This is a genomic window from Deltaproteobacteria bacterium IMCC39524 (assembly GCA_029667085.1).
Taxonomy (GTDB): domain Bacteria; phylum Desulfobacterota; class Desulfuromonadia; order Desulfuromonadales; family BM103; genus M0040.
Window position 1 is genome coordinate 1,096,057 of sequence record JARUHJ010000001.1, and the last position, 21,238, is coordinate 1,117,294.

Annotated in this window: 19 protein-coding genes; all 19 read right to left on the reverse strand. The window is 47.8% G+C overall.

Going from position 1 to position 21,238, the window contains the following annotated elements; translation table 11 throughout:
* Positions 1-100: 100 nt before the first annotated feature.
* Positions 101-1,987 carry a sulfate adenylyltransferase subunit CysN gene (gene cysN, locus P9J64_05090; protein ID MDG5467696.1) on the reverse strand — a complete coding sequence of 629 codons (1,887 nt, stop codon included), beginning with the start codon at positions 1,985-1,987 and terminating at the stop codon, positions 101-103.
* 161 nt (positions 1,988-2,148) lie between these two features.
* Positions 2,149-3,054, reverse strand: a complete 906-nt coding sequence (gene cysD, locus P9J64_05095; GenBank protein ID MDG5467697.1) for a sulfate adenylyltransferase subunit CysD — start codon at positions 3,052-3,054, stop codon at positions 2,149-2,151.
* A gap of 228 nt (positions 3,055-3,282) precedes the next feature.
* A complete protein-coding gene (gene cysC / locus P9J64_05100) occupies positions 3,283-4,014 on the reverse strand; it encodes an adenylyl-sulfate kinase (protein ID MDG5467698.1) in 732 nt (243 codons plus the stop codon).
* Positions 4,015-4,247: 233 nt separating this feature from the next.
* Positions 4,248-4,379, reverse strand: coding sequence for a hypothetical protein (locus P9J64_05105; protein ID MDG5467699.1), 132 nt, complete (start codon positions 4,377-4,379; stop codon positions 4,248-4,250).
* A 97-nt stretch (positions 4,380-4,476) separates the two neighbouring features.
* Positions 4,477-5,166, reverse strand: coding sequence for a sulfotransferase family protein (locus P9J64_05110; GenBank protein ID MDG5467700.1), 690 nt, complete (start codon positions 5,164-5,166; stop codon positions 4,477-4,479).
* A gap of 38 nt (positions 5,167-5,204) precedes the next feature.
* A complete protein-coding gene (gene rfaE1, locus P9J64_05115) occupies positions 5,205-6,671 on the reverse strand; it encodes a D-glycero-beta-D-manno-heptose-7-phosphate kinase (protein MDG5467701.1) in 1,467 nt (488 codons plus the stop codon).
* A gap of 10 nt (positions 6,672-6,681) precedes the next feature.
* The gene (locus P9J64_05120; GenBank protein ID MDG5467702.1) at positions 6,682-7,641 is read right to left on the reverse strand and encodes a hypothetical protein; all 960 of its coding nucleotides are present in this window, start codon (positions 7,639-7,641) and stop codon (positions 6,682-6,684) included.
* A 233-nt stretch (positions 7,642-7,874) separates the two neighbouring features.
* A complete protein-coding gene (locus P9J64_05125; protein MDG5467703.1) occupies positions 7,875-9,281 on the reverse strand; it encodes a lipopolysaccharide kinase InaA family protein in 1,407 nt (468 codons plus the stop codon).
* Positions 9,282-9,377: 96 nt separating this feature from the next.
* Positions 9,378-10,223 (reverse strand): sulfotransferase, encoded by an 846-nt coding sequence (locus P9J64_05130; GenBank protein MDG5467704.1) that lies wholly within the window; start codon positions 10,221-10,223, stop codon positions 9,378-9,380.
* A 1-nt stretch (position 10,224) separates the two neighbouring features.
* Positions 10,225-10,899 carry a toluene tolerance protein gene (locus P9J64_05135; GenBank protein MDG5467705.1) on the reverse strand — a complete coding sequence of 225 codons (675 nt, stop codon included), beginning with the start codon at positions 10,897-10,899 and terminating at the stop codon, positions 10,225-10,227.
* 36 nt (positions 10,900-10,935) lie between these two features.
* Positions 10,936-11,517 carry a D-sedoheptulose 7-phosphate isomerase gene (gene gmhA, locus P9J64_05140; protein MDG5467706.1) on the reverse strand — a complete coding sequence of 194 codons (582 nt, stop codon included), beginning with the start codon at positions 11,515-11,517 and terminating at the stop codon, positions 10,936-10,938.
* Positions 11,510-13,114 carry a glycosyltransferase family 39 protein gene (locus tag P9J64_05145; protein ID MDG5467707.1) on the reverse strand — a complete coding sequence of 535 codons (1,605 nt, stop codon included), beginning with the start codon at positions 13,112-13,114 and terminating at the stop codon, positions 11,510-11,512. Before P9J64_05145 ends, gmhA begins: the two co-directional genes overlap by 8 nt.
* An 11-nt stretch (positions 13,115-13,125) precedes the next feature.
* Positions 13,126-13,932 (reverse strand): lipopolysaccharide core heptose(I) kinase RfaP, encoded by an 807-nt coding sequence (rfaP, locus tag P9J64_05150; protein ID MDG5467708.1) that lies wholly within the window; start codon positions 13,930-13,932, stop codon positions 13,126-13,128.
* The gene (locus P9J64_05155; protein MDG5467709.1) at positions 13,929-15,062 is read right to left on the reverse strand and encodes a glycosyltransferase family 4 protein; all 1,134 of its coding nucleotides are present in this window, start codon (positions 15,060-15,062) and stop codon (positions 13,929-13,931) included. Before P9J64_05155 ends, rfaP begins: the two co-directional genes overlap by 4 nt.
* Positions 15,059-16,147, reverse strand: a complete 1,089-nt coding sequence (lpxK, locus tag P9J64_05160) for a tetraacyldisaccharide 4'-kinase (GenBank protein MDG5467710.1) — start codon at positions 16,145-16,147, stop codon at positions 15,059-15,061. The genes P9J64_05155 and lpxK overlap by 4 nt, the downstream gene beginning before the upstream one ends.
* Complete coding sequence (locus P9J64_05165) at positions 16,147-17,442, reverse strand: 3-deoxy-D-manno-octulosonic acid transferase (protein MDG5467711.1); 1,296 nt, start codon at positions 17,440-17,442, stop codon at positions 16,147-16,149. The genes lpxK and P9J64_05165 overlap by 1 nt, the downstream gene beginning before the upstream one ends.
* Complete coding sequence (locus tag P9J64_05170; GenBank protein ID MDG5467712.1) at positions 17,423-18,034, reverse strand: lysophospholipid acyltransferase family protein; 612 nt, start codon at positions 18,032-18,034, stop codon at positions 17,423-17,425. The genes P9J64_05165 and P9J64_05170 overlap by 20 nt, the downstream gene beginning before the upstream one ends.
* Before the next feature lie 56 nt (positions 18,035-18,090).
* Positions 18,091-19,821, reverse strand: a complete 1,731-nt coding sequence (locus P9J64_05175) for an ABC transporter ATP-binding protein (protein MDG5467713.1) — start codon at positions 19,819-19,821, stop codon at positions 18,091-18,093.
* 47 nt (positions 19,822-19,868) lie between these two features.
* Positions 19,869-21,017 carry a lipid-A-disaccharide synthase gene (gene lpxB / locus P9J64_05180; GenBank protein MDG5467714.1) on the reverse strand — a complete coding sequence of 383 codons (1,149 nt, stop codon included), beginning with the start codon at positions 21,015-21,017 and terminating at the stop codon, positions 19,869-19,871.
* Between the last annotated feature and the right edge of the window lie 221 nt (positions 21,018-21,238).

Sequence of the window (21,238 nt, forward strand, 5' to 3'; positions counted from 1 at the left end):
GGTGTCAGGTGTCAGGTGTCAGGTGTCAGGTGTCAGGTGTCAGTATGATTTAAACTGAAGACTGAAAGCTGACAACTGATAGCTAACGCTTTCTCAGTTTCTAACTGAGAATAGCGTTAACAATTTCTTCTGCAATGTCATCAGCCGACCGTGTTCCGGCTTCGACCTCGATTTCCGGATTTTCCGGTGGCTCATAGTCGGAATCAATGCCGGTAAAGTTCGGCAACTCCCCTGCTCTGGCTTTTTTGTACAAGCCTTTAGGGTCGCGGACTTCGCAGATTTCAAGCGGGGTATTGACAAAAATTTCTACAAACTCACCTTCTTCCAGCAGTTCGCGGGCCAACCTACGTTCACTCTTGAAGGGAGAAATGAAAGACGTCAAAACAATCATCCCGGCGTCCACGAACAACCTGGCGGTTTCAGCGATACGCCGGATATTTTCAACACGATCAGCATCGGTGAAACCGAGGTCGCGATTGAGACCGTGACGGACATTGTCACCATCGAGGAGATAGGTACGCTTGCCGAGACTGTGCAATTTTTTTTCCACCAGGTTAGCGATGGTCGACTTGCCGGCCCCTGAAAGGCCGGTGAACCAGAGCACCTTGGGTTGCTGGTCGTTCATCTCGGCACGGCTCTGCTTGTTGATATCAATCGACTGCCAATGGATATTGGTGGCACGGCGCAGCGGGAAATCAATCATGCCGGCGCCGACCGTGGCATTGGTAAAACGATCGATAAGGATAAAGTTGCCGGTGGAGCGATTTTCCTGGTAGGGATCGCAGGAAATCGGCTTGGTCAGGCTGATATTGCAGACACCGACTTCGTTGAGTTCGAGGGTCTTGGCAGGCTCGTGCTGCAGGGTATTGACGTTGACCTTATGTTTAAGCGCGCTGATATGAGCCGGGACCGTCGCGGAACCGGCCTTGAGTAGGTAACTACGGCCCGGCAGCAGTGCGTCTTCGTGCATCCAGACCAGATGTGCCATGAACTGATCGGCGTATGAGGGGCGCTGTTCAGGGCAGCAGAGCATATCTCCGCGACTGATATCGATCTCGTCTTCCAGGGTGATGGTAACGGCCTGGCCTGCAACGGCCTCAGAGAGATCCCCATCCATGGTGACGATTCTCGCCACCTTGCTGACCTGCCCTGACGAAGGGACGACCAATTCATCGCCCGGTTTAACGATTCCCGAGGCGATGGTCCCAGAGAAACCACGGAAATCTAGATTGGGACGATTGACCCACTGTACCCGCATCCGAAACGACTTGTTCAGAGCGTTATCACTAATCTCGACATACTCCAGATGATGCATCAGTGTTGGGCCCTTATACCAAGGAGTACGCTCACTGGCATTGATGATATTGTCACCCTTAAGAGCCGAGATTGGAATACAACAGATTTCTTCGAAACCAAGGTCCGCGGCAAAAAGCTTGTATTCATCTATAATGGACTGATATTGGGCCTGCGAATAGTCAACCAGGTCCATCTTGTTGATCGCCAATACCACCTTGCGGATACCAACCAGAGACGTCAAAAAGCTGTGACGACGGGTCTGGATAAGGACACCTTTACGCGCATCTATCAGGATAATAGCTACCTCGGCGGTCGAAGCTCCGGTGACCATATTCCTGGTGTATTGCTCGTGTCCGGGGGTATCGGCGACGATGAACTTGCGCTTGTCGGTTGAGAAGAAACGGTAAGCTACGTCGATGGTGATACCCTGCTCACGTTCTGCCTGCAAGCCATCAAGGAGTAACGCGTAGTCTATTTCTTCGCCCTGAGTGCCGACCTTCTTGCTATCGACTTCGAGGGCAGCCAGCTGATCCTCAAAAACGAGTTTTGAGTCCCAAAGAAGACGTCCGATCAGGGTACTCTTGCCATCGTCAACACTCCCGCAGGTGATGAAGCGCAGCATCTGTTTCTGTTCCTGGGTTTTTAAATATGCGGCGATGTCTTCCGCTATCAGATCAGACTGGTGAGCCATGCGAAACTCCAGTTATCAGTTATCAGTTATCAGTTATCAGTTATCAGTTATCAGTTATCAGTTATCAGTTATCAGTTATCAGTTATCAGTTATCAGCTATCAGTTTTCTGACTATTGACAACTGCACACTAATAAACAAGAAGTATATTCCTGCTCTTTGATCAGAAATAGCCTTCTTGCTTCTTCTTCTCCATCGAACCAGCAGAATCATAGTCGATGAGACGCCCCTGCCGTTCCGAAGTCCGCGTCAAGAGCATCTCCTGGATAATCTCCGGCAAAGTGGCCGCCGTTGACTCAACTGCGCCAGTCAACGGATAACAGCCGAGGGTACGGAAACGTACTGATTTCATCTGCACTTCTTCACCAGGTTTAAGTTTGATGCGATCGTCATCGATCAGGATCAGCATTCCGTCACGTTCTACGACTGGCCGCACCTTTGAGTAATAGAGAGGAACAATGGGGATCTCTTCGAGGTAGATGTACTGCCAGATATCGAGCTCGGTCCAATTGGAAAGAGGAAAGGAGCGGATGCTCTCACCCGGTTTAACTTTGGCGTTGTAAAGGTTCCAGAGCTCAGGACGTTGGTTCTTCGGGTCCCAACGATGGTTTTCACTTCGGAATGAGAAAATACGTTCTTTAGCACGCGATTTCTCTTCGTCGCGACGTGCCCCTCCAAAAGCCGCATCGAACTTGTATTTGTCGAGACCTTGCTTTAGGCCCTCGGTCTTCATGATATCGGTGTATAGCGCACTTCCGTGTGTAAAGGGGTTGATTCCCTGGCGGGCGCCTTCTTCATTAGTATAAACCAGCAGGTCAAAATCGTATTCTTTACGCATCCGCTCACGAAATTCGATCATCTCGCGAAACTTCCAGGTCGTATCGACATGCATCAAAGGAAACGGAATCTTTGAGGGGAAAAAAGCCTTCTTGGCCAGATGAAGCATGACCGCAGAATCCTTGCCTATGGAGTAAAGCATGACCGGATTCTCAAATTCGGCCGCAACCTCGCGGATGATATGGATGCTTTCTGCCTCGAGTTGACGCAGATGGGTCATTTCGATTTTCATGGGAAGAACCTTTGGTTATCAGTAATCAGTAATCAGTAATCAGTAATCAGTAATCAGTAATCAGTAATCAGTAATCAGTAATCAGTAATCAGTAATCAGTAATCAGTGGTCAGTGGTCAGTGGTCAGTGGTCAATGGTCAGTGGTCAATGGTCAGTGGTCAATGGTCAGTGGTCAGTGGTCAGGAACACTTAAAACCGCAAACTGCAAACTGCAAACGGTAAGCTAAATTAGCTATTTTTCAAGAAATTATTCTGCAAATAATCAGTTATCTGTTTGACAGCATCTTCCGTCGAGACATGATCGACTTCAACTGTAATCTCAGCTTGTTCCGGCACATCATAGGCCGCATCCACCCCTGGAAAATGCTGATACTCACCTCTACGGGCCTTAGCGTAATGGCCTTTCTCATCGCGCTGCACGCATGCGTCGACGGTTGACTTCATATAAACTTCAACGAAATTTTTGGCAACACTGCGGGCAAAGTTCCGGCTTTGCGCGAAGGGAGAGACAAAAGAAGCGACCACGATAACACCATTTTTCTGGAGCATAGCACAGAGATGTCCAGCACGCTTAACGTGGAGGTTAACCTCCTCCGGTGCAAATCCGGTCTCAGGAAACAAAGGCCGAACATCATTACTGTCAAGACGCTCAACCTTTAGATGGTCCTTTAGTAACTCCTGATAGACCTTGTCTGCAACTGCTTTTTTCCCGGAACAAGGCAGGCCGGTGAACCAGAGAACAAAAGAAGGGACTTCTTTTTTGCCGAAGCGAATTTTTTGCCAGAGGCGTTCGTGGAAGAAGTAGAGACCCATCTTGGCAATGACTTCGAAAAGTCCCACGGTGATCGCCAGGGCGAATTCACCGGTGAAGATAAAAACGATCACCGCTGTGGTGATTGTCGCCCAGGTTCTCCAGGAAATGGCTTTGAGGATAGAGCGTTGTTTTGTTTCATACTGCAAATCAAAAATCCATTCTTGATATTTTGCAAAATGAGAAAGCAAGCATTACATAGAGGAGAGCATTCATTTGCATATTGTATTCTGCTACAATTATTCAGCAGAGGCTATCCAACAGATTTATTTGATTTATCACACAAATATCTCAATTAAAACTGTTTAAAACTTTAACATAATTACTATCTATCTTCACTGTGCTGCTGAAGAATTTTTTCAATGGTGCCAGTGATGGACTTTCAATCAACAAAATCAATCAACTCCACTCGGCCTCCATAGATTTCCACCAACTCTTTGTCAACCACACTGTCCAGAGTGTAGTCCCCACCCTTGACAAGGATATCTGGACGTATCGCAGCGACAACTTCCACGGGTGTATCCAAGCCAAACACAACCTCGAAAACAATTGTCTATTGGGGCAGTTGAGTCACTGGATTGGACTCTGAGCCATCAAAAAGACAGAATCGCTCAGGTTTGATAGCCAAAGAGCTTGAAATCATCTGCATATCGCCTGCAAATCAGTTCCCTCGTCTCGACGTTCATTTCGGGAAGAGCCTTCTTGCTGCTGACGTTGATTTGCGGTGGAGGCGCAAGTTTGAAACGCCTCTGCAGTTCCTGCCAATCTTCATTCAACTGCTCGAGTTTCCCAACGAAAGCGGGCAGAAGGCTGTTCTGCCATGTGAGGAACCAGGCTTGCGAGCGAAAGTGCCGATCTGATTTATCATCAGGCAGGGTTGCGACCAGGCGAACAAAATCTTCGAAGGACATATCGAGTGCAACACCATGTTTTTCAAATATATTGCGGCCGCCATAATTCCTGACATCTTCGATCTTGTTCTTGTAGCAAGAGTAAATCCTGTCATAAGGGTTACGGACAAAAGCGAAGAGAAAATATTGATCAGACAACTTTGCAATCTGCTCTTGTTGCAGGTGTCTTGCATAACGAGTCTCGTATTCTCTTACCAGCTTCTTGGCAAAATTCTGGTCGGGAATGGATCCGGAGACATGGGCGGTTACAGCGACACGGATCGAACGACTGGCCACCTTGGGGATCTGTATATAACCAAATTTATGCTCCGGGAAAAGATAGAGTTGTGGTTTTTCTCGTCCCAGTTTACGGCGTTTATTCCAGAGCCTCAGCTGATGTGAAATCTGCAAACTCACTCTCCTAGCTTATTATTCAAGCGGAACGATGTTCAGTCCTGGTATGACTCGAGGATCTTATTGATAATATTCGTTGTCGATTTACCATCAACAAAATTGATCAACTCGACCCGACCGCCATAGCTCTCAACGATTTCACGGCCGACGACACCTTCAGGGGTGTAGTCACCGCCCTTAACGAGGACATCCGGCCGCAAGGCTGTAATCAACTCCAGCGGAGTATCTTCATCAAAAACAACCACGTAGTCGATACAATCAAGCGCAGCGAGGATATGGGCTCTTTCAGACTCGCCAATCAAAGGTCTGTTGGGTCCTTTAAGGCGTTTGATCGAGTCGTCTGAGTTCAGTCCGAGCACCAGCAAGTCGCCGAGTTGCCGTGCTGCCTGCAGGTACTTGACGTGCCCGACGTGGAGCAGATCGAAACAGCCGTTAGTAAAAACGATGGTCTTGCCTCTCTGCCGATCGCCGGCAAGGATGTTCTGCAGAAGAGAGGAAGCGCAGATCTTCTGATCCGATTCATGCTGCTGTGCGCCGACCGTATCAAGTATCTCCTGAATGCTGACCGTTGAGGTCCCGACCTTGCCAACAGCAATCCCGGCAGCGAGGTTGGCCAGACCGGCAGAACAAGCCAAAGGCAACTTCTGCGCCATCCCTAGGCCAAACAAAGACAGGACAGTATCCCCGGCCCCGGAAACATCATAGACTTCACGAGCAACAGTCGGCAGATTGATTTCCCCATCAGAGGAGAAAACTGTCATCCCCTCTTCACTGCGCGTAAGGACCAATGCTTCCAATTCCAGTTCTGCTCGCAATTTTTGACCTGCTTTCAGCATACTGGCTTCATCGGTAATCAAGATTCCCGTAGCCTGTTGGGCCTCTTTACGGTTGGGCGTCAGTAATGTCGCGCCTTTATATTTACTGTAATCATCTCCTTTCGGATCGACAAGAACGGGAACATTTGCTTCCCGGCCTATGGCAATCACTTCCTTAAGAAGACGATCTGTCATGACTCCCTTTTGATAATCAGAGAGATAGATGACATCAAGAGAAGAAACAGAAGCCTGCAGATACTTAAGGATTCTATCCTCGCTCGCCGAAGAGATCTCCGCACGGGTTTCCTGATCGATCCTGACAATCTGCTGGTTGCTGGCCAGAACGCGTGTTTTGCGGCTGGTAACCCTCCCCGCTTGGCTAAACACACCATGTTTGTGGACACCCCGCTCGGCAAGTCTTCGCAGCAGGAACTGGCCATCATCGTCATCGCCTACGACACTGACGACATCAACCTGGCAGTTAAGGGTGAGCAGGTTATTGATGACATTTCCGGCGCCACCGAGGCGCAGTTCCTTGCGCTTGACTTCAACGATCTGAACCGGAGCCTCAGGGCTGATCCGATCCACAGTTCCCCATATATATTCATCAAGCATCAGGTCACCAAGGATCAGCGCTCTGGTCTTGGCGACACCTTCGAGAAACGATTCTATCAATACTCTATCCATGGACATAATTTCAGGCTCCCTTGCCAAGCTTGTCGAGAATGGCAGCAGCCAACAGAGGAATGTTGATTTCATGATGTCCGACAATCGAATAGCCCTTGCCGCTACCTGAGGTCGGCCGTTTGATGACATTCTGCATCGGACGATAGTGTTGGTTCATATCGAAGTTCGCCGTTGTGAAATTATCGACATGGTGGCCAAGATTCTGGGCGATAGACAACGCTTTCAGGAAAATTTCGGGCATGATGACAGCAGAACCGACATTCAGCCAGACGCCCCCGTCACCCAGATCGGCAACGACAGATGTGATCAGGCGAAAATCCCGAATACTCATTTCACCAGTCACAGCGCCATCCATTTCGGGATGCTGGTGAATGATGTCCGTCCCCATGGCGACATGGGCCGTTACGGGCAAACCTTTTTCCACACAGGATGCGATAAGGCTGTATTCTTTAAAGGGGTGCTCTTTCGCTATAATCCATTCGCCAACAGCCTGAGCAAAACCAATTCCTCTGTCCAGGCCGGCTTTGATTGCCCGGTTCATGCCAGCGCCCGTTTCATCGGAGAAGCCGAAGTCACCCGAGTGCAGGACATCGCCGACCTCTTCTGAAGTTGCGCCGACCAGGGACACTTCGAAATCATGGATTGACGCAGAACCGTTCATGGCCACTGCTGTAATGACATCGGCATCAATGAGGGCCTTGAGGGTCGGCTGCAAGCCGCACTTGATGACGTGTCCGCCCATCGCCAGAACAACAGGGCGATCTTTCCTGCGAGCCTCAACAATCTTTTCAGCAACGGCGCGCAATGAGTCAGCGCCGAGAAGTTTCGGCATGGCACCGAGCAAATCGAAGCAGGTCATGCCTGGTTTCACTGGCTGGCCGAAATGATCATCGACATTGACCTTGTTGTTGCGGGTCTCTATGGAATATGTTTTGACTTTTAATATGTCAATTGGAGCATATTTTTTCATAAAGACCTCTTTGCAAATACAGGGAAATAATCCTTGCTACAAGGTACCAAGGATAGCGCTTCTGCAATAAATCTTGATGGCAGAAAAAATCCGGGATATCTTTTTCCGGACGTCGTTTTTTTGCCAGCGTTTCTTTTAAACTTCATTTGTGCATGCCTGCCTGAGGTAAGACTTTACATTGACTGAGAAGTCTTGGCCATCAGATTAACATAGGACCTTCGTTTGCTTTAGCATCAACCTGGAAGGTGCTCATCAAACCAGCGCATCAATGTGGGTAGAGACTTCCAGTTCTGCAAAAAACGCTGTCGATCCCTCCGAAAAAACTTCTGCAAGCCTTCGGGAGAAGAATATTCGTGCATCGCATCAAGGTCGAGCACCCAAGGTTGGTTGTCCTTAATCAGGAAATTTGTTGCCTTGCAATCGCCATGGCGAATGTAGAGTTGATGGAATAACCGAAACAAGCTGACAAATCTTTCAGCCACCTCCTCTTTAACAGAAGCAGCCACTGAATCAGACTGAAAAAAAGCCTCAGCATTCACCCCGGAGATGAAATCGCAGACATAATACCCCTTGGAGCGAAAGGGGCCAATTCGTTTTTCTACCATGGCCACCGCCCTCGGTGTTGCAATACCAGAGATTTTCAACCGATGCGCGTTTCCCCACGACCGCCACGCACGCGTCGGGCGAAGACAGCGACTCAACGCATGACGCAGGTTCTTTATATTGTAACGTTTAACAACCCAGTCGCAGTCATCGACCTTCACCCGGACTACGGTCGAGGTGTTCCCCCCCTTTAAAAGCTCCCCTTTGCGCATGAAGGCATCCGGATCATCAAAAAACTGGCACAATACTTCCGTCTGCGCATCACGGCGAGCGACCGCAATTTGCCCGGCCTTTTTTGAACGGACAAACTCACTGCAAGAGCGATAGCTTTTTTTGACGTACTTAAGGCGTCTCCTGCGGCGGATTTTCGGCAAATCCAGCTTGACCTGCTCCAGGAGACGAATTCCGTCCAAGTTACGCTGATTAGCATAGACCGGAATCACGGTTTCCATCAAGGCATCGTGTTCAGGATTCAGTTGAGCAAAAAGTAGTGCGAGATTCTCGCTGCTGGCCTTATAAGCAAGGGGATCCCCACTGCTTCTGATACAGATCGCGTCACCATCGATAGCATACAGCTTTTGATCGGAAACTAGAAAATTGCCAAGGTGTAAATCCTCCTGGGCAAGTCCGGCCTCGTGAAGGGTGCCGAGAAGTTCCACAAGTTTCTGAAGAAACGCCAAGCGGCTGTTCTCGCTCCCCAGTGTATTCCAAATTTCCAGAGCGGTTTGCGCTTGAGGTAAAAAATCAAAAACAAGGGCAAAGTTACCGTCTGTCAACTGACCGCCGAAAAGAAGCTGCGGCACAGCTGCAGACGCCTTCTCCAAGGCCTCAACCCCTTCCTTTTCTCTTTTCCAGTGTCGACATGCACTCCGACTATCCAGAAACAATTTGACAAGGACCGGACGCTGCTGCCAAAGGCCTCTTAAGACAAGGCGCTTTCCCGGTAAATCACGCAATATCTGCTCACAGAGAAGAGCGCTGTCCTTGGTAGACTTGAGATGGATATAAAAGGGTAGAGTCCTGACGCAGAAAGTCATAGTGACAGAGATACCATCTTGAGTTTAGCAATCCGGTCAACCGTTCGTAATGATGAATTGGAGTGGAAAATCAGTTTATCATTCACAATAACCCTGTCACTCATATTTGGTCAGGCCATCGTCAACCATGGCAACGCCGAGATGTTGCAAAAGATTCTTAACACCATCGTTGCTAACAATCCTTTGTTTTTGATCCTTACTCAAAAATTCTTTCCAGCGACAATCAAAATGCTTTATTTTTTTCTGATTGACCCATTCGTATTCAGACTTTGTTGAACCATGGTGAATAAAATTCCAATAATCAGCTTGTCCTTCTTCGTAGCTGCAACCCATCCATTCCATGAGATTAGAGAGAGTCTGCTCTTCATGTTTAACCAAATCATGATACGTGACGTTATAGACATCGAGCTGATTCTTCGCAATAAAATCAATGATGGTCTGGTTTTGCTTGAGCCATTTGCCGACGTAAATATCGAGGCTGTCGCCCAATAAAGCCTTCTTTAAATTTCTTCCTGAGTGCTTTACAAGCTTGAAACGTTCCCTGAATATGGACCTGTTTTCATCGAGGAGCCAACGCCGCACAAGGGCACGTGGATCCCGAACCAGGTGGATAAATTTCTTTTCGTACCTTTGATCCGTGAGGAATTTTTCCGCCCAGAATATTTTCTTGGAGGTGTCGATCAAGCCATCAATATCAGGGCCGACGTTGGAGAAGATCAACTCATAAACATTCTCAACATTCTCGGGTGAAAGACCTGAAAGCACCGGACATCGCGCATGTCCCTGACAAAACCCGCACAAAGACCTGGCGCTGTCTGTGTTAATTTTTCTGAGCCATTTGATCTCACCAATATGCTGGAAACGAGAATGACTTCCCAACATTAAAGAAAGGAAGTGAGAGCCAGAAAAATTTGACGACATGATATAGATTATCTTCTTCATGCTAAACTTGCCCTCCCGCTCCGGTGAGACTTTTCAATAAAACAGTCAATTCATTCTTTTGTGCCACTGGCAAGTCGCTCTCACTAAAATATATGTCCATAAAATCTTCCAACCCAAAGTTTAAGAGTGCTTCCTGGTCCACTTTATACCGCGTTAGATGCCTGAAATTCCTCTTTCGCATCTGCAGGGAGAGTTGGCCCTGAACCACTTTCATGTCTGCCATATCAATCAAACCTAACGAATTTAAGTCATCTGACACAATCACATTGTTCAAATGAATTGACCGAAAAAAAACACCTTTGTTGTGAAGTTCCGCGAAGAAAGCGGCAAACCTTTTCAGAACATCGTCACAGCAGGTCTGATCCTGCAGGACAGTTCTCAGGGTCTGACCAGGAACAGGGGTGTAAAAGACCAGGGTCCGCTTAATTGGCTTACAATAGTACACATCTTCGACATCAACAGTTTTTATACCCAGACTCTTCAGGGTAAGAGCATTGTCTACAAAACGAGAGGAGTATGATTTCAAACGGGCAGACGAAATGAGCCTTTTCTGCCTGAAAAGCTTAACGATACAACCATCTGAGGTTTTAAGAACTTTGAGGCCGTGTCCATCCTGCTCCAACACCTCAGACTCAGCAACCAGGCGCTCATATTCATCGAGAGAAAAAGATTTCAAAGGTTTTTGCCCCCACGGTTCGATGGACTCATGATATTAATCGGACTCCAAACAGAAAAGGCCTTTTTCAACCAGATCGCAGATGATGTGAATAATGACAAGATGCGCTTCCTGAATCCGTGGCGTTTCAGAGCTCGGGACCGTAAGATGAAGATCGACTACAGAAGCAATGTCGCCGCCATCGCAACCAAGCAAGCCCAGAGTTTTGGCACCTATATCCTTGCCGGCGTCAATAGCCCGCTTGACGTTAACGGACTTGCCGCTAGTGGAAATACCAAACACGACATCTCCGGGTTCTGCTAGAGCCTCAACCTGTCTTTTAAAAATTTCATTAAAGCCGTAATCGTTTCCTACAGCGGTAAGGATCGAGGTATCAGTCGTTAATGCGATTGCCGGGAGAGCTTTGCGCTCCATGAGAAAACGGCCGACCATCTCAGCTGCAAAATGTTGCGCATCAGCTGCAGAACCGCCGTTACCCATGAGCAGGACTTTTTTACCATTGCGCAGAGCATCAACCAACATCTCTACAGAAGCAGTAATAGCTTCAGCCAGCTGCTCTTCGACACTCCTGACAACTTCAATATGCGCCTTCATCTGACGGCTTATTTCGTTAACCATCATTTTTCCTTTCGTAAATCATTACTGTCTTTTTACGCCCGGGGAAAGACTTAATGAGTTCATAGTTTTTGGAATCGGAATCTTTGTCCACCTGTTTATTGTCAAGATAAACAACTACGATTTTTTGTCCTCCCGTTAATGCTATTTTATCGAGTTCTTGCAGTTGATTATGTTGTTTAATTTGTATTCGTTTTTTTTGGGGAAAGAGATCGTATTCCCCGAGGAAAAGGCCAGAATGATACGCAATACTTTCTTCGTTGAATATTATTTTTGTCTGTGAAATATCACGATTATCAGACAACCAAACACCAGCCATCTTGATTTCTTCTTTCTCGCCAGAGCTTTTGCTTAGCACCTTATTCGCAGGCAATGCAACGCACAGGATAGCCAGAATGAAGACGACTGTCGTGCGTAAACGGGCCCTATTCGAATGGGCCACCATGCGATCCAGACCATGCCCTACCAGAATAAATGAGAGAACAAGTGGAACAAACATGTAACGGCTGGTTATAAAATTTCGCGTTATAAGAAAAAAATAATCCATCATAAAGAAGCTAAACAGGACCACCATCAATAAGGCAACTCTTCTATTCCACTGTTCTTTCAAATTCAATCCATAGACCAACGGGATAATAAAAAGCGGGAACAGATCTTTGACAAACGTCTGTATCATACCTATTAGATAAACCAGATAAATATTATATCGAGCGTATTCAAAAAAATCATTGGGGATTCGCCCTCCAGGGAAATCAAGCTCAACCCCTTTGAGGTGAGTATAAATACTCTTGTAAATCTTCAGATGATCCATCCTAAGGAAGTTTAAATATTTAGATAAAAACTTTTGTATAAGTTCTTGCGGGATTTCACCGCCAGCAACCAGAACAGCTATCAAAAGCAAACCACAAAAAGGCAAAAAGCAAAAAGCAGCCAAGCATTTAGCATTGAAGCTTCGGCCTTCAGATATAAAAATTGCTGAAGCGACCAGAAAAAACAAAATGGCTAAAAAGAGAATAACCCCTTCACTACGAACCAGCACAGAAAAGCAGCACAACAGGCTCGAAGTCAAAAAAAAGCCATAGCGTGATTCTCGAATGGCATAAAGTACAAGCCACAAAGAGAGAGTAATCAGCAACATAAAAAAGGGGTCTCTTATAACCGCCGTACACTTTCCATTAACAGAGGGGGCAATGGTGAACACCAGAGCGGTAAAGAAAGCCGCTTGTTTATTGAACAAATCAGAGGTAATAAGATACAGAGGTATAGTTGCCAGCAGCAAAGAGAGACAGGAAAGGATTTTCCCGGCAAGGAACCAGTCGTGTACAACCAATTGAACAAGACCGAGGGCGAAAGAGTAACCGATCACTGGATAGCTGTTAAAAGAGGCAACAATATCCCCCCGGACCAGCTCACGTGCTGCTGAAGTGAAAACTATACCATCGGAATTAATGATATCCGCCTGATAAATCAGAACGGCCTTGATTAGTAATGAGAAACCAAGCAGTGCCATCAGAGAAACAATGGGACGTTTTTCTAATTCACTTAAAATATTCATTGTTCTCTCAAAAAACACAGCACTGTAACCTTGACTATCTTTCATTCCATAAATTCTTAATTGTATCGTTTATTAAATTTCTTATAAAGATTGATCGATTTTCTATCGACTTTTGACCAAAACCCTTTGAGCTCACCTATGACCTGATTGACGGGTAAACCTTTATAACATGAGATAAAGCGCAAGCGGTCGCGACTCGTCATACCAGCATCCATACTTGAGAAATGAAGTCCCGCCAAATCTTTTTCAACCCATCTTGTTGGAACCACGGAACGAACCTGAGTACGATGCAGGTCAATTACATACAAGGGTGGATCAAAGTCACTCTGCTCTTGTTGCAGCCATTTTGCCGGTAGCAGGAAATGACAAAGGTAGAAATCTCTATGGTTAACACCGTTTTGATGCATAATCCTGGCAATCTCAGCAACCTTCATTATAAGTGCTCGTTTCCTTTTCGGGCTCAGGGTCTGGTACTTACCATCAATAACGAGATCTTCCAGACTAATGGAATCTTCAATCTCTTCCGTAATGAGGAATGACTGCTTGGTGGCTGGGTTACTACCACGGGCTCCATACCCTGCGATGGTCATGGTCTGAACACCAAGCCGCTCGAGAGCAAGGATGGCGTCACGTTCGTCCTTGGCGCCAAGAACCGGGGATTTAAGACTGAGGAGGGACTTGATGATTTCACCCCAGCCAACACCCGGATGAATTTTCAGGAAATAACCTTTGCCGTCGTGTTCGAAACGCAAAGTCTTACGCCCTTTGAAATTTCGATAGATCTTACCCTCTGTTGCAAAAACTTGGTCAAAAGCGTTCTCTCCGGAAAACTTCTCCTGCAATTCCGGGCAAAGAGTCATCATGAGCGACTTCTCCTGCGGGCAACGTCTTCGATGACGTCGACAGCTTTCTCATGCAATCCGGTGACATCAACTCTGGCCGTATATTTGACGCCATTTTCAGCAAAACGACTCAAGTCTGATGAAGAGAGAACGTCAGAAAGAGCTTTGTCCAATGCTTTCTGTTCAAAAGGCATGGGAACGATACGGCCCGAGTCTGCCTCTTGAACATGGAAAGCATATCCACAATTTTCAGTGACAACAACAGGTAATCCTGCAGCCATGGCCTCGATAAGGACAGTGCCGGTATTCTCAGTTCGAGCCGGATGGACGAGTAGGTCCGCAGCAAGAAGGAAGTCAGGAACATCTTCTCTTCCACCCAAAAAATTCACCTGTTCAACGAGATTGTTCTTTTCTGCAATCTTGCTGAAGAGTTCAATTTTCCCCCGGCCCAGCACATATAGTTTTACCCGCTTGCGCAAATCTTGCGGTAATGAAGCAATTGCATTGATTGCTCGATCGACGCCCTTGGTGTGAAAAGCGGAACCGACCATGAGCAACATGAGTTGATCTTCCAAAAGGCCCAGATCACCCCGTATCCTGGAGCGAACTTCAGCGGCGTTTGCCGGCCGGAAACGATCTTCGTAAATGCCCGGCGGCAGGAGATGGAAGCGTTCCTCCGGGGTGCCATAGCATTCTATAAATTTACGTTGCTCCTGCGGAGAGATCGATAAAATTTCCGTTTTTGACTCAGGAGAAAAAATTGCCTTTTCAAATCCAACATAGGTACTGTACCGCCCCATGACAAAAGAGGCAAGAGCACCCAGTTTCCTGGTTCTGGCCTGGTAACAGGAATCTGCCGCATAATAGACATCAAGGCCCTGCATCTTGTTGAAGCCTACGACGGCGTCATAAGACAACTTCGGCAAAAGGTTGACAACGGTTCGGGCAAACTTCAGACATCGCCTGTGGTTTGAAAAAGCAGAATGCGGCAGAATCTGCACGTCAAGGCCATCAGGAATGTCTCCATGCCAGCCCATCGTCAGAATTTTAACCGAATGGCCTCTCGACACGGCGATGGCTGTGATCTTCATCAAATCACGCTGCAAACCGCCGTATGGGAAGTATTCGTAAAGGCAAAAGATCAACTTCAATGGAGACCACCAATGGACTTAGATCCAGAGATTAACTTCATCAGCATCTCGTCAAGATCTTTCGTTTCGGAAAAAGTCATCTCAACCCCAACCTGGTAACAAGGAATCGGCAGGCTGACCCCGGCAAGTTTTACAGCGTCCTTCTCGGTCGTGATCAAGGCGTCAGCCCCCTGACAACTTTTTGATAAACGTGCGATCAGGGAGTCATCATACACCTGATGATCCGCAAGAGAAATCACTTCCTTGAGGGTCAGGTGATGATTTCTCAGTCCGGCAAAAAAATCCTTAGGGCGTGCGATACCGGCGAAAGCGACGCAAGATTTCCCAACCAGCTCCGACAGGAGAAGATGATCGCCCGACAAACTAGCCAGCTGTTGCGAAAGAGTATGGCAGCTGAAAAGGGTTGGTTTAGCCGCTATTGCAAGATTCGTCTTGCCGGGAAAAGAACGTGTCATAACAAGAAGGTGGCTCCGATTCAGTGCAGTCGTCGGCTCCCGAAGTGGCCCGACTGGGAGCATCCGGCCGTTGCCAAAGGGTTTTTCACTATCCAGCAGGACGATATCGAGATCTCTATACACAGCGCGATGCTGGAAGCCGTCATCAAGGATGATCAGATCAGCCCCGGCCTCTTCCGCCGCTTTAACGCCGAGTGCTCTGCGCCTTGCCACGAAAACAGGGACAGAGGGGTTTTTACGGGCGAGAAGAAAAGGTTCGTCACCACAACTCGCGGGCTTCGTCGCCTTTGCCCCTTCCAGAACCACCCTCAAAACCGGATCGGTATAATCGCCACCGTACCCACGACTGACAATAGTGGCCTTTACGTCATGTTTCTGCATCCACTTGGCCAGGAAATCTGTCATCGGCGTCTTCCCGGTGCCACCAACCGTCAGATTTCCAACGGAGACAACAGGGACTTTGGCACGATAAATCTTTTTAAAACCGGCAGAGTAAGCGTACAGCCTTAGCCTGACAATGGCTCCATACAAACAACTAAGGGGCCAAAGCCCCAGGAAAGCAACATAGCCACAGAGGCTTGTTGGTCCATTTTTTAGCAGTTTCAGATAAAAGGTACGCAAAAAGGCCATCAGTCGTCTATATATCGTGAGATGATTGACACGGTCCGTTCGGTCGCCCCCTGGTTCTCCTGCAGCAGGTGACGGCCATTATCGCCAATGCGCTCAGCTTCACTCGGGTTTTCCAGCAGAATCTTCATCTGACGGTAGAGGTCATCAGAGTCCATGACCTGAAGACCGCCATGTGCCGCTCGTAACAGGCGGGCAATCTCTTTGAAGTTCTGCATGTAAGGCCCAAACAAAACAGGCTTTTTCACCAGAGAAGCTTCCAGAACATTGTGACCGCCGGTCGGCACCAGGCTGCCACCGACGAATACCAGATCCGCCAGAGTGTAGAGCTTTAACATTTCTCCAAGGGTATCAACAACCATGACCTCGCCGGGCAAGAAATGTTTAGCCATGGTTGAAACAGTACTTCGTAAGGTCGCATCAACATCTTTTTTTGCCAGATCATCAATAACCTGTCGGCATCTTTCCGGGTGCCTGGGAACCAGAACCAGAAAAAGCTCGGGACAAATTTTTCGTAAGCTCTGATAGACATCAATCAACAGCTTCTCTTCACCATCATGAGTGCTGCCTGCGACCCAGATTCTGCTGTTTGCGGGCAACTTCAATTCTTGCTTTAAAGCCTCCAGGTCTGTCATATCAATCGCTGGAGGTTGCATATCAAATTTGAGATTTCCGGTGACCTGAACACGACCGGAAGCAGCACCAAGATGCCTGATACGTCGCGAATCCTGCTCCGACTGCATGCAAAAATCTGAGAAACTGTCGAGAATCGGCACGAGAAGCTTGCCTGCCATACGATAGCGCGGAAAGGACCTGTCCGAGATGCGGCCGTTCACCAGAACCATCGGGATGTTACGGCTTTTTGCTTCAAGAACAAAGTTCGGCCAGATCTCGGTTTCCACCAGGATAATGACATCCGGTTGAATAATATTGAGGGTTTTGCGAACAACCCATCGTAAATCGAAAGGGAAAAAGATGTAGTGATCAATTTCAGAAAGCTTTGTAGCGATCTTGCGGCCGGTTTCGGTGACATTGGACAAGACCAGCAAAGCGTCCGGATGTTTTTTCTTTAACGCTTTCAAAAGAGGAATGGCGGCACGGGTTTCTCCAACAGAAACCGCATGCACCCAAATGATTTTTCGCCCCTCGAGGAGTTGTCGAAAATCCTGCGCGTAAATTCCCAAACGCTCACGCACTCCATGTCTTGCTTTACCATAACGCAAGCCACGGAACAGGTAATAGGGCACAAGAAAAAGGGCCGAGAGATAGAGGATCAGATCATACAGCAGAAAGATCATATTGGTTCAAATACTCTCCGGCGTGACGCGTGTTGGCATCCATGGCTTCTTGTACCCTGGACTGGAAATCTTCAATGGACTCATTTTCATCATAATAGAGAGGTTCACCAACTGCATAAACAGCCTTTCCCCAGGGGTACGGCAGAAGAAACCGGTCCCATGACTGAAACCTATGGCCATGGCTGCAAGCAAAGGCAAGTGGCACAATCGGCCGTCCAGACAATCGCGCCAACTGAACAACCCCCTCTTTAAGCCGATGACGTGGTCCGGTTGGCCCGTCCGGAGTAATACCCAAAGTACAGGGCTCTTTCGAGAGTCGTACCAATTCCCGGAAAGCAGCTCGCCCGCCTCTGTTTGAGGAGCCACGGACAGTCTCTAAACCAAAATAACTGATGACCCTTGTAATCAGCTCACCATCCTTGGACTTGCTGATTAAGACTTTCGCAGCGCCACCTTCGTAGCGCGGAGAAATCAGCAGGAGCTGGTCATGCCAGGTGGCGATAATAACATGTTGCCCCTCAGACCAGATCAGTTTCAACCGCTCTTCGCCAACCGTCTCAGGTTTCAGAAGAAGATAAATAAGTTTAATCAACTTGGCCGCTAGCCAGGGTGTCGTACTGAGTAGAATTCTGTCCCCGAAAGACGGCATCAGACAGTCTCAAATTGCATATCGTAAAGATTGCGATAAAGGCCGCCCTGGGCAAGCAACTCCTGATGATTGCCAACCTGAACAACCCTGCCCTGCTCCATAACCACAATCCTGTCTGCATGCATGATGGTTGACAAACGATGCGCAATAACCAGGGTCGTACGATTTTTCATCAGGTTGCCGAGCGCCTTTTGCACCATAGCTTCGCTTTCAGTATCCAGGGCGCTGGTCGCTTCATCGAGGATCAGAACAGGGGCATCTTTAAGCAAGGCCCGCGCAACACAAAGACGTTGCCGCTGACCTCCTGAAAGACGAACACCACGATCACCGATTAAGGTGTCATATCCTTCAGGCAGCTTGTTGATGAAATCGGTGGCATAAGCCTGCTCTGCCGCGTCGGCCACGGCTTGTGCGTCGGCATCCTGCTTGCCGTAGCGAATATTGTCGAGAACCGAGCCACTGAAAAGAAATGTTTCCTGATCGACAAAAGCAAGGTTCTTCTTAAGGCTCTCCAGTGAAATATCACGGATATCGTAACCATCAATTTTGACGGAGCCCTGCTGCGGATCGTAGAAACGCGCCATCAAGCCTGCCACAGTTGATTTACCAGCGCCACTGGGACCGACCAGGGCAATCACTTCACCCGGGTTCGCATGAAGGCTGAAATCCGTCAGAACGGCTTCATCGCCGTAGCTGAAAGTAACATTATCAAAAACAATTTCACCACGTGCGCGTTCGATTTCTATCGCTTCCGGCTTGTCCACGACATCACGAGGCTCATCCAGCAGAGTAAATACACCCTCGGCAGCACCAATCGATTTCTGGATAATATTACTGACCCGGGTCAGACGCTTAACAGGGGTAAACATCATCAAAATTGCGGCAACAATTGAGAAGAGCTGACCCTGGCTTAAGTCGCCAGAAAGGACCCTATGGACACCGTACCAGATCACACCACTACCACCAAGGGCAGCCAAAATTTCTACTGCAGGCGCAGTCAAAGAGTTGTACTTGATCGCTTTGCGCAAGTATTTATAATATTGCTTATTCTCTGTTTTAAATTCCTGGATCTGGGTTTCTTCCTGGCCGAAAGCTTTGATAACTTTTATGCCGCTGAAAGACTCCTGCAAGGTGCCGGTCAGGAAACCCATGCGTTTAAGGCCACTTTTCGTATTATTTCTGATTCGCCGACCAAGTTGTGTCGCCGGAATCACACAGAAGGGCATGACCGAAAAAGCGACTGAAGCCAGTCTCCAGTCTTTATAAAAAGCCAGCGTGATTAATCCGATCAGGGTGAAGCTCTCACGGACACCATCCACCAGAATATCAGCGGCCGATCTTTGCAATATGCCAACATCATTGAGAACTCTCGAGGTAATAACTCCCGGGGGCTGATTGACATGGAACCCCATCGACAGATGCATCGATTGGCTGAAGAGGTCATTACGAATATCCTGGACCGCCAGTTGGCCGGCCGTTTTGATATAATACTCCTGATAAAAACGTCCAACGCCCTTGGAAACAGCCAGGCCGATAATCACAACAGGAACGAGGTAGGCCAAATCAGTGTTTTTGGCGGTAATGATCTTGTCTACCAAGGGTTCAATCAGGTTGATATAAGCCACGTCGGAACCGGCGACAACCAGAGAAAAGATCAGGGAGAGCACAATACGCCACATATAGGGTCTGGAATACTGGACGACTCTTAGGTAAATCTGTTTTTTGGTCATTTGACTCTTCATCTATATCAATACCTGGTTATCACTGAAGTCAAACATTACAGTAGCTGTAACAACATTTCTGCTACCCGCGCTGAACACCCTGGCTCACCAAGTTTTGTATGAACCTGCTCGAGGGCTGAGCGCATGTCATTCGCGTACCGGCTATCGTTCAGAACCCGGAGGGCTTCATCGGCCAAGTTCTGTGGCGTTGCCATATCCTGGATAAACTCGGGCACAATCCGGTCCTCTGCAACAATGTTGGCCAAACCAGCATGATCAACCTTTATGAGGCGTTTGCCAATAGAGTAAGTAAGCGGCGACACCTTGTAAAAAATCGCCATGGGCGTACCGACCAGCGCAATCTGCAAAGTCACCGTCCCTGAAACCGTTAAAATCGTGTCACAACTACTTGCGACATCATAGATTGTTGCGTCATCAGACTCTATGAATGAAACCGGTAGTTCCGTGGGGAAACGAGACTGAATATCATCACGTGACAGGGTGTTGGCAACCGGCACCAGGAAATGTGCCTCCGGTTCCTTATCGAAAATCAGTTGCGCCGACTCTACGAGTGTATCAAGCATATAGCGTAACTCGTTATGTCGACTGCCCGGGAAAAGGCCAACCACCTTCTTGCCCTGAGCAATCTGCAGGCGGGGACGAAGGTTCTGACAGTTACCGGCCTCTTCGAATTCGTCCAGCAAGGGATGACCAACGTATTTGACCAGGATATCCTGACCGGCATAAAAAGCAGGCTCAAACGGGAATATGGCGGCAAGGGAGTCAACAACAGCAGCGATTTTCTTGACCCTGCCACGACGCCAGGCCCAGACTTGCGGACTGACGTAGTAAAGAACCGGGATACCGGCTTTTTTAGCCTGGCGAGCCAATCTCAAATTAAATTCGGGGAAATCTATCAGGACAAGAGCATCAGGCTTGTTGCTGCCGTAGAACTCTCTCTTAAGCTTATTGAAAGCTTTCAATATCACAGGAAGATGACCAACTATTTCGACGATGCCCATGACTGCAAGTTCTTCACCTGGAATCAGGATTTCGCAACCCTTCGCTGCCATATTCTTGCCGCCGACGCCAAAAAACTTTGTATCAGGCAGCTGAGCAGTAATAGCACTCATCAATTTTGCACCATGTAAGTCTCCGGAGGCCTCTCCGGTGACAATCATGATACGCTTACTTGAGTCTCCCACTATTTACTTTCCTATGAGTGCCTTGGCAATAAATCGGTGAAGGCAAAAATAAAATTAACGTTTCTATAGCCTAAAAAACTATTTAACACAAAGACGCAAAGGGGTAGAGAAAGCTCGCAAAGAAAACAACTTCAAAAAGCGAGAGTGGTTTCCCTTTGCGCCTTTCTTGGCTTTTCTTAGCGTCTTTGCGTTGGCCTTTTGATTTTAACTCTTACTGTTTT

Coding starts and splice junctions, on each gene's coding strand:
- P9J64_05125 (MDG5467703.1), bottom strand. CDS start 9,281: ATGACTTTCTGCGTCAGGACTCTACCCTTTTATATCCATCTCAAGTCT.
- P9J64_05130 (MDG5467704.1), bottom strand. CDS start 10,223: ATGAAGAAGATAATCTATATCATGTCGTCAAATTTTTCTGGCTCTCAC.
- lpxK (MDG5467710.1), bottom strand. CDS start 16,147: ATGGCCTTTTTGCGTACCTTTTATCTGAAACTGCTAAAAAATGGACCA.
- P9J64_05165 (MDG5467711.1), bottom strand. CDS start 17,442: ATGATCTTTCTGCTGTATGATCTGATCCTCTATCTCTCGGCCCTTTTT.
- P9J64_05175 (MDG5467713.1), bottom strand. CDS start 19,821: ATGACCAAAAAACAGATTTACCTAAGAGTCGTCCAGTATTCCAGACCC.
- cysD (MDG5467697.1), bottom strand. CDS start 3,054: ATGAAAATCGAAATGACCCATCTGCGTCAACTCGAGGCAGAAAGCATC.
- rfaP (MDG5467708.1), bottom strand. CDS start 13,932: ATGATGACTCTTTGCCCGGAATTGCAGGAGAAGTTTTCCGGAGAGAAC.
- P9J64_05120 (MDG5467702.1), bottom strand. CDS start 7,641: ATGAAAAAATATGCTCCAATTGACATATTAAAAGTCAAAACATATTCC.
- gmhA (MDG5467706.1), bottom strand. CDS start 11,517: ATGGTTAACGAAATAAGCCGTCAGATGAAGGCGCATATTGAAGTTGTC.
- cysN (MDG5467696.1), bottom strand. CDS start 1,987: ATGGCTCACCAGTCTGATCTGATAGCGGAAGACATCGCCGCATATTTA.
- rfaE1 (MDG5467701.1), bottom strand. CDS start 6,671: ATGGATAGAGTATTGATAGAATCGTTTCTCGAAGGTGTCGCCAAGACC.
- P9J64_05145 (MDG5467707.1), bottom strand. CDS start 13,114: ATGAAAGATAGTCAAGGTTACAGTGCTGTGTTTTTTGAGAGAACAATG.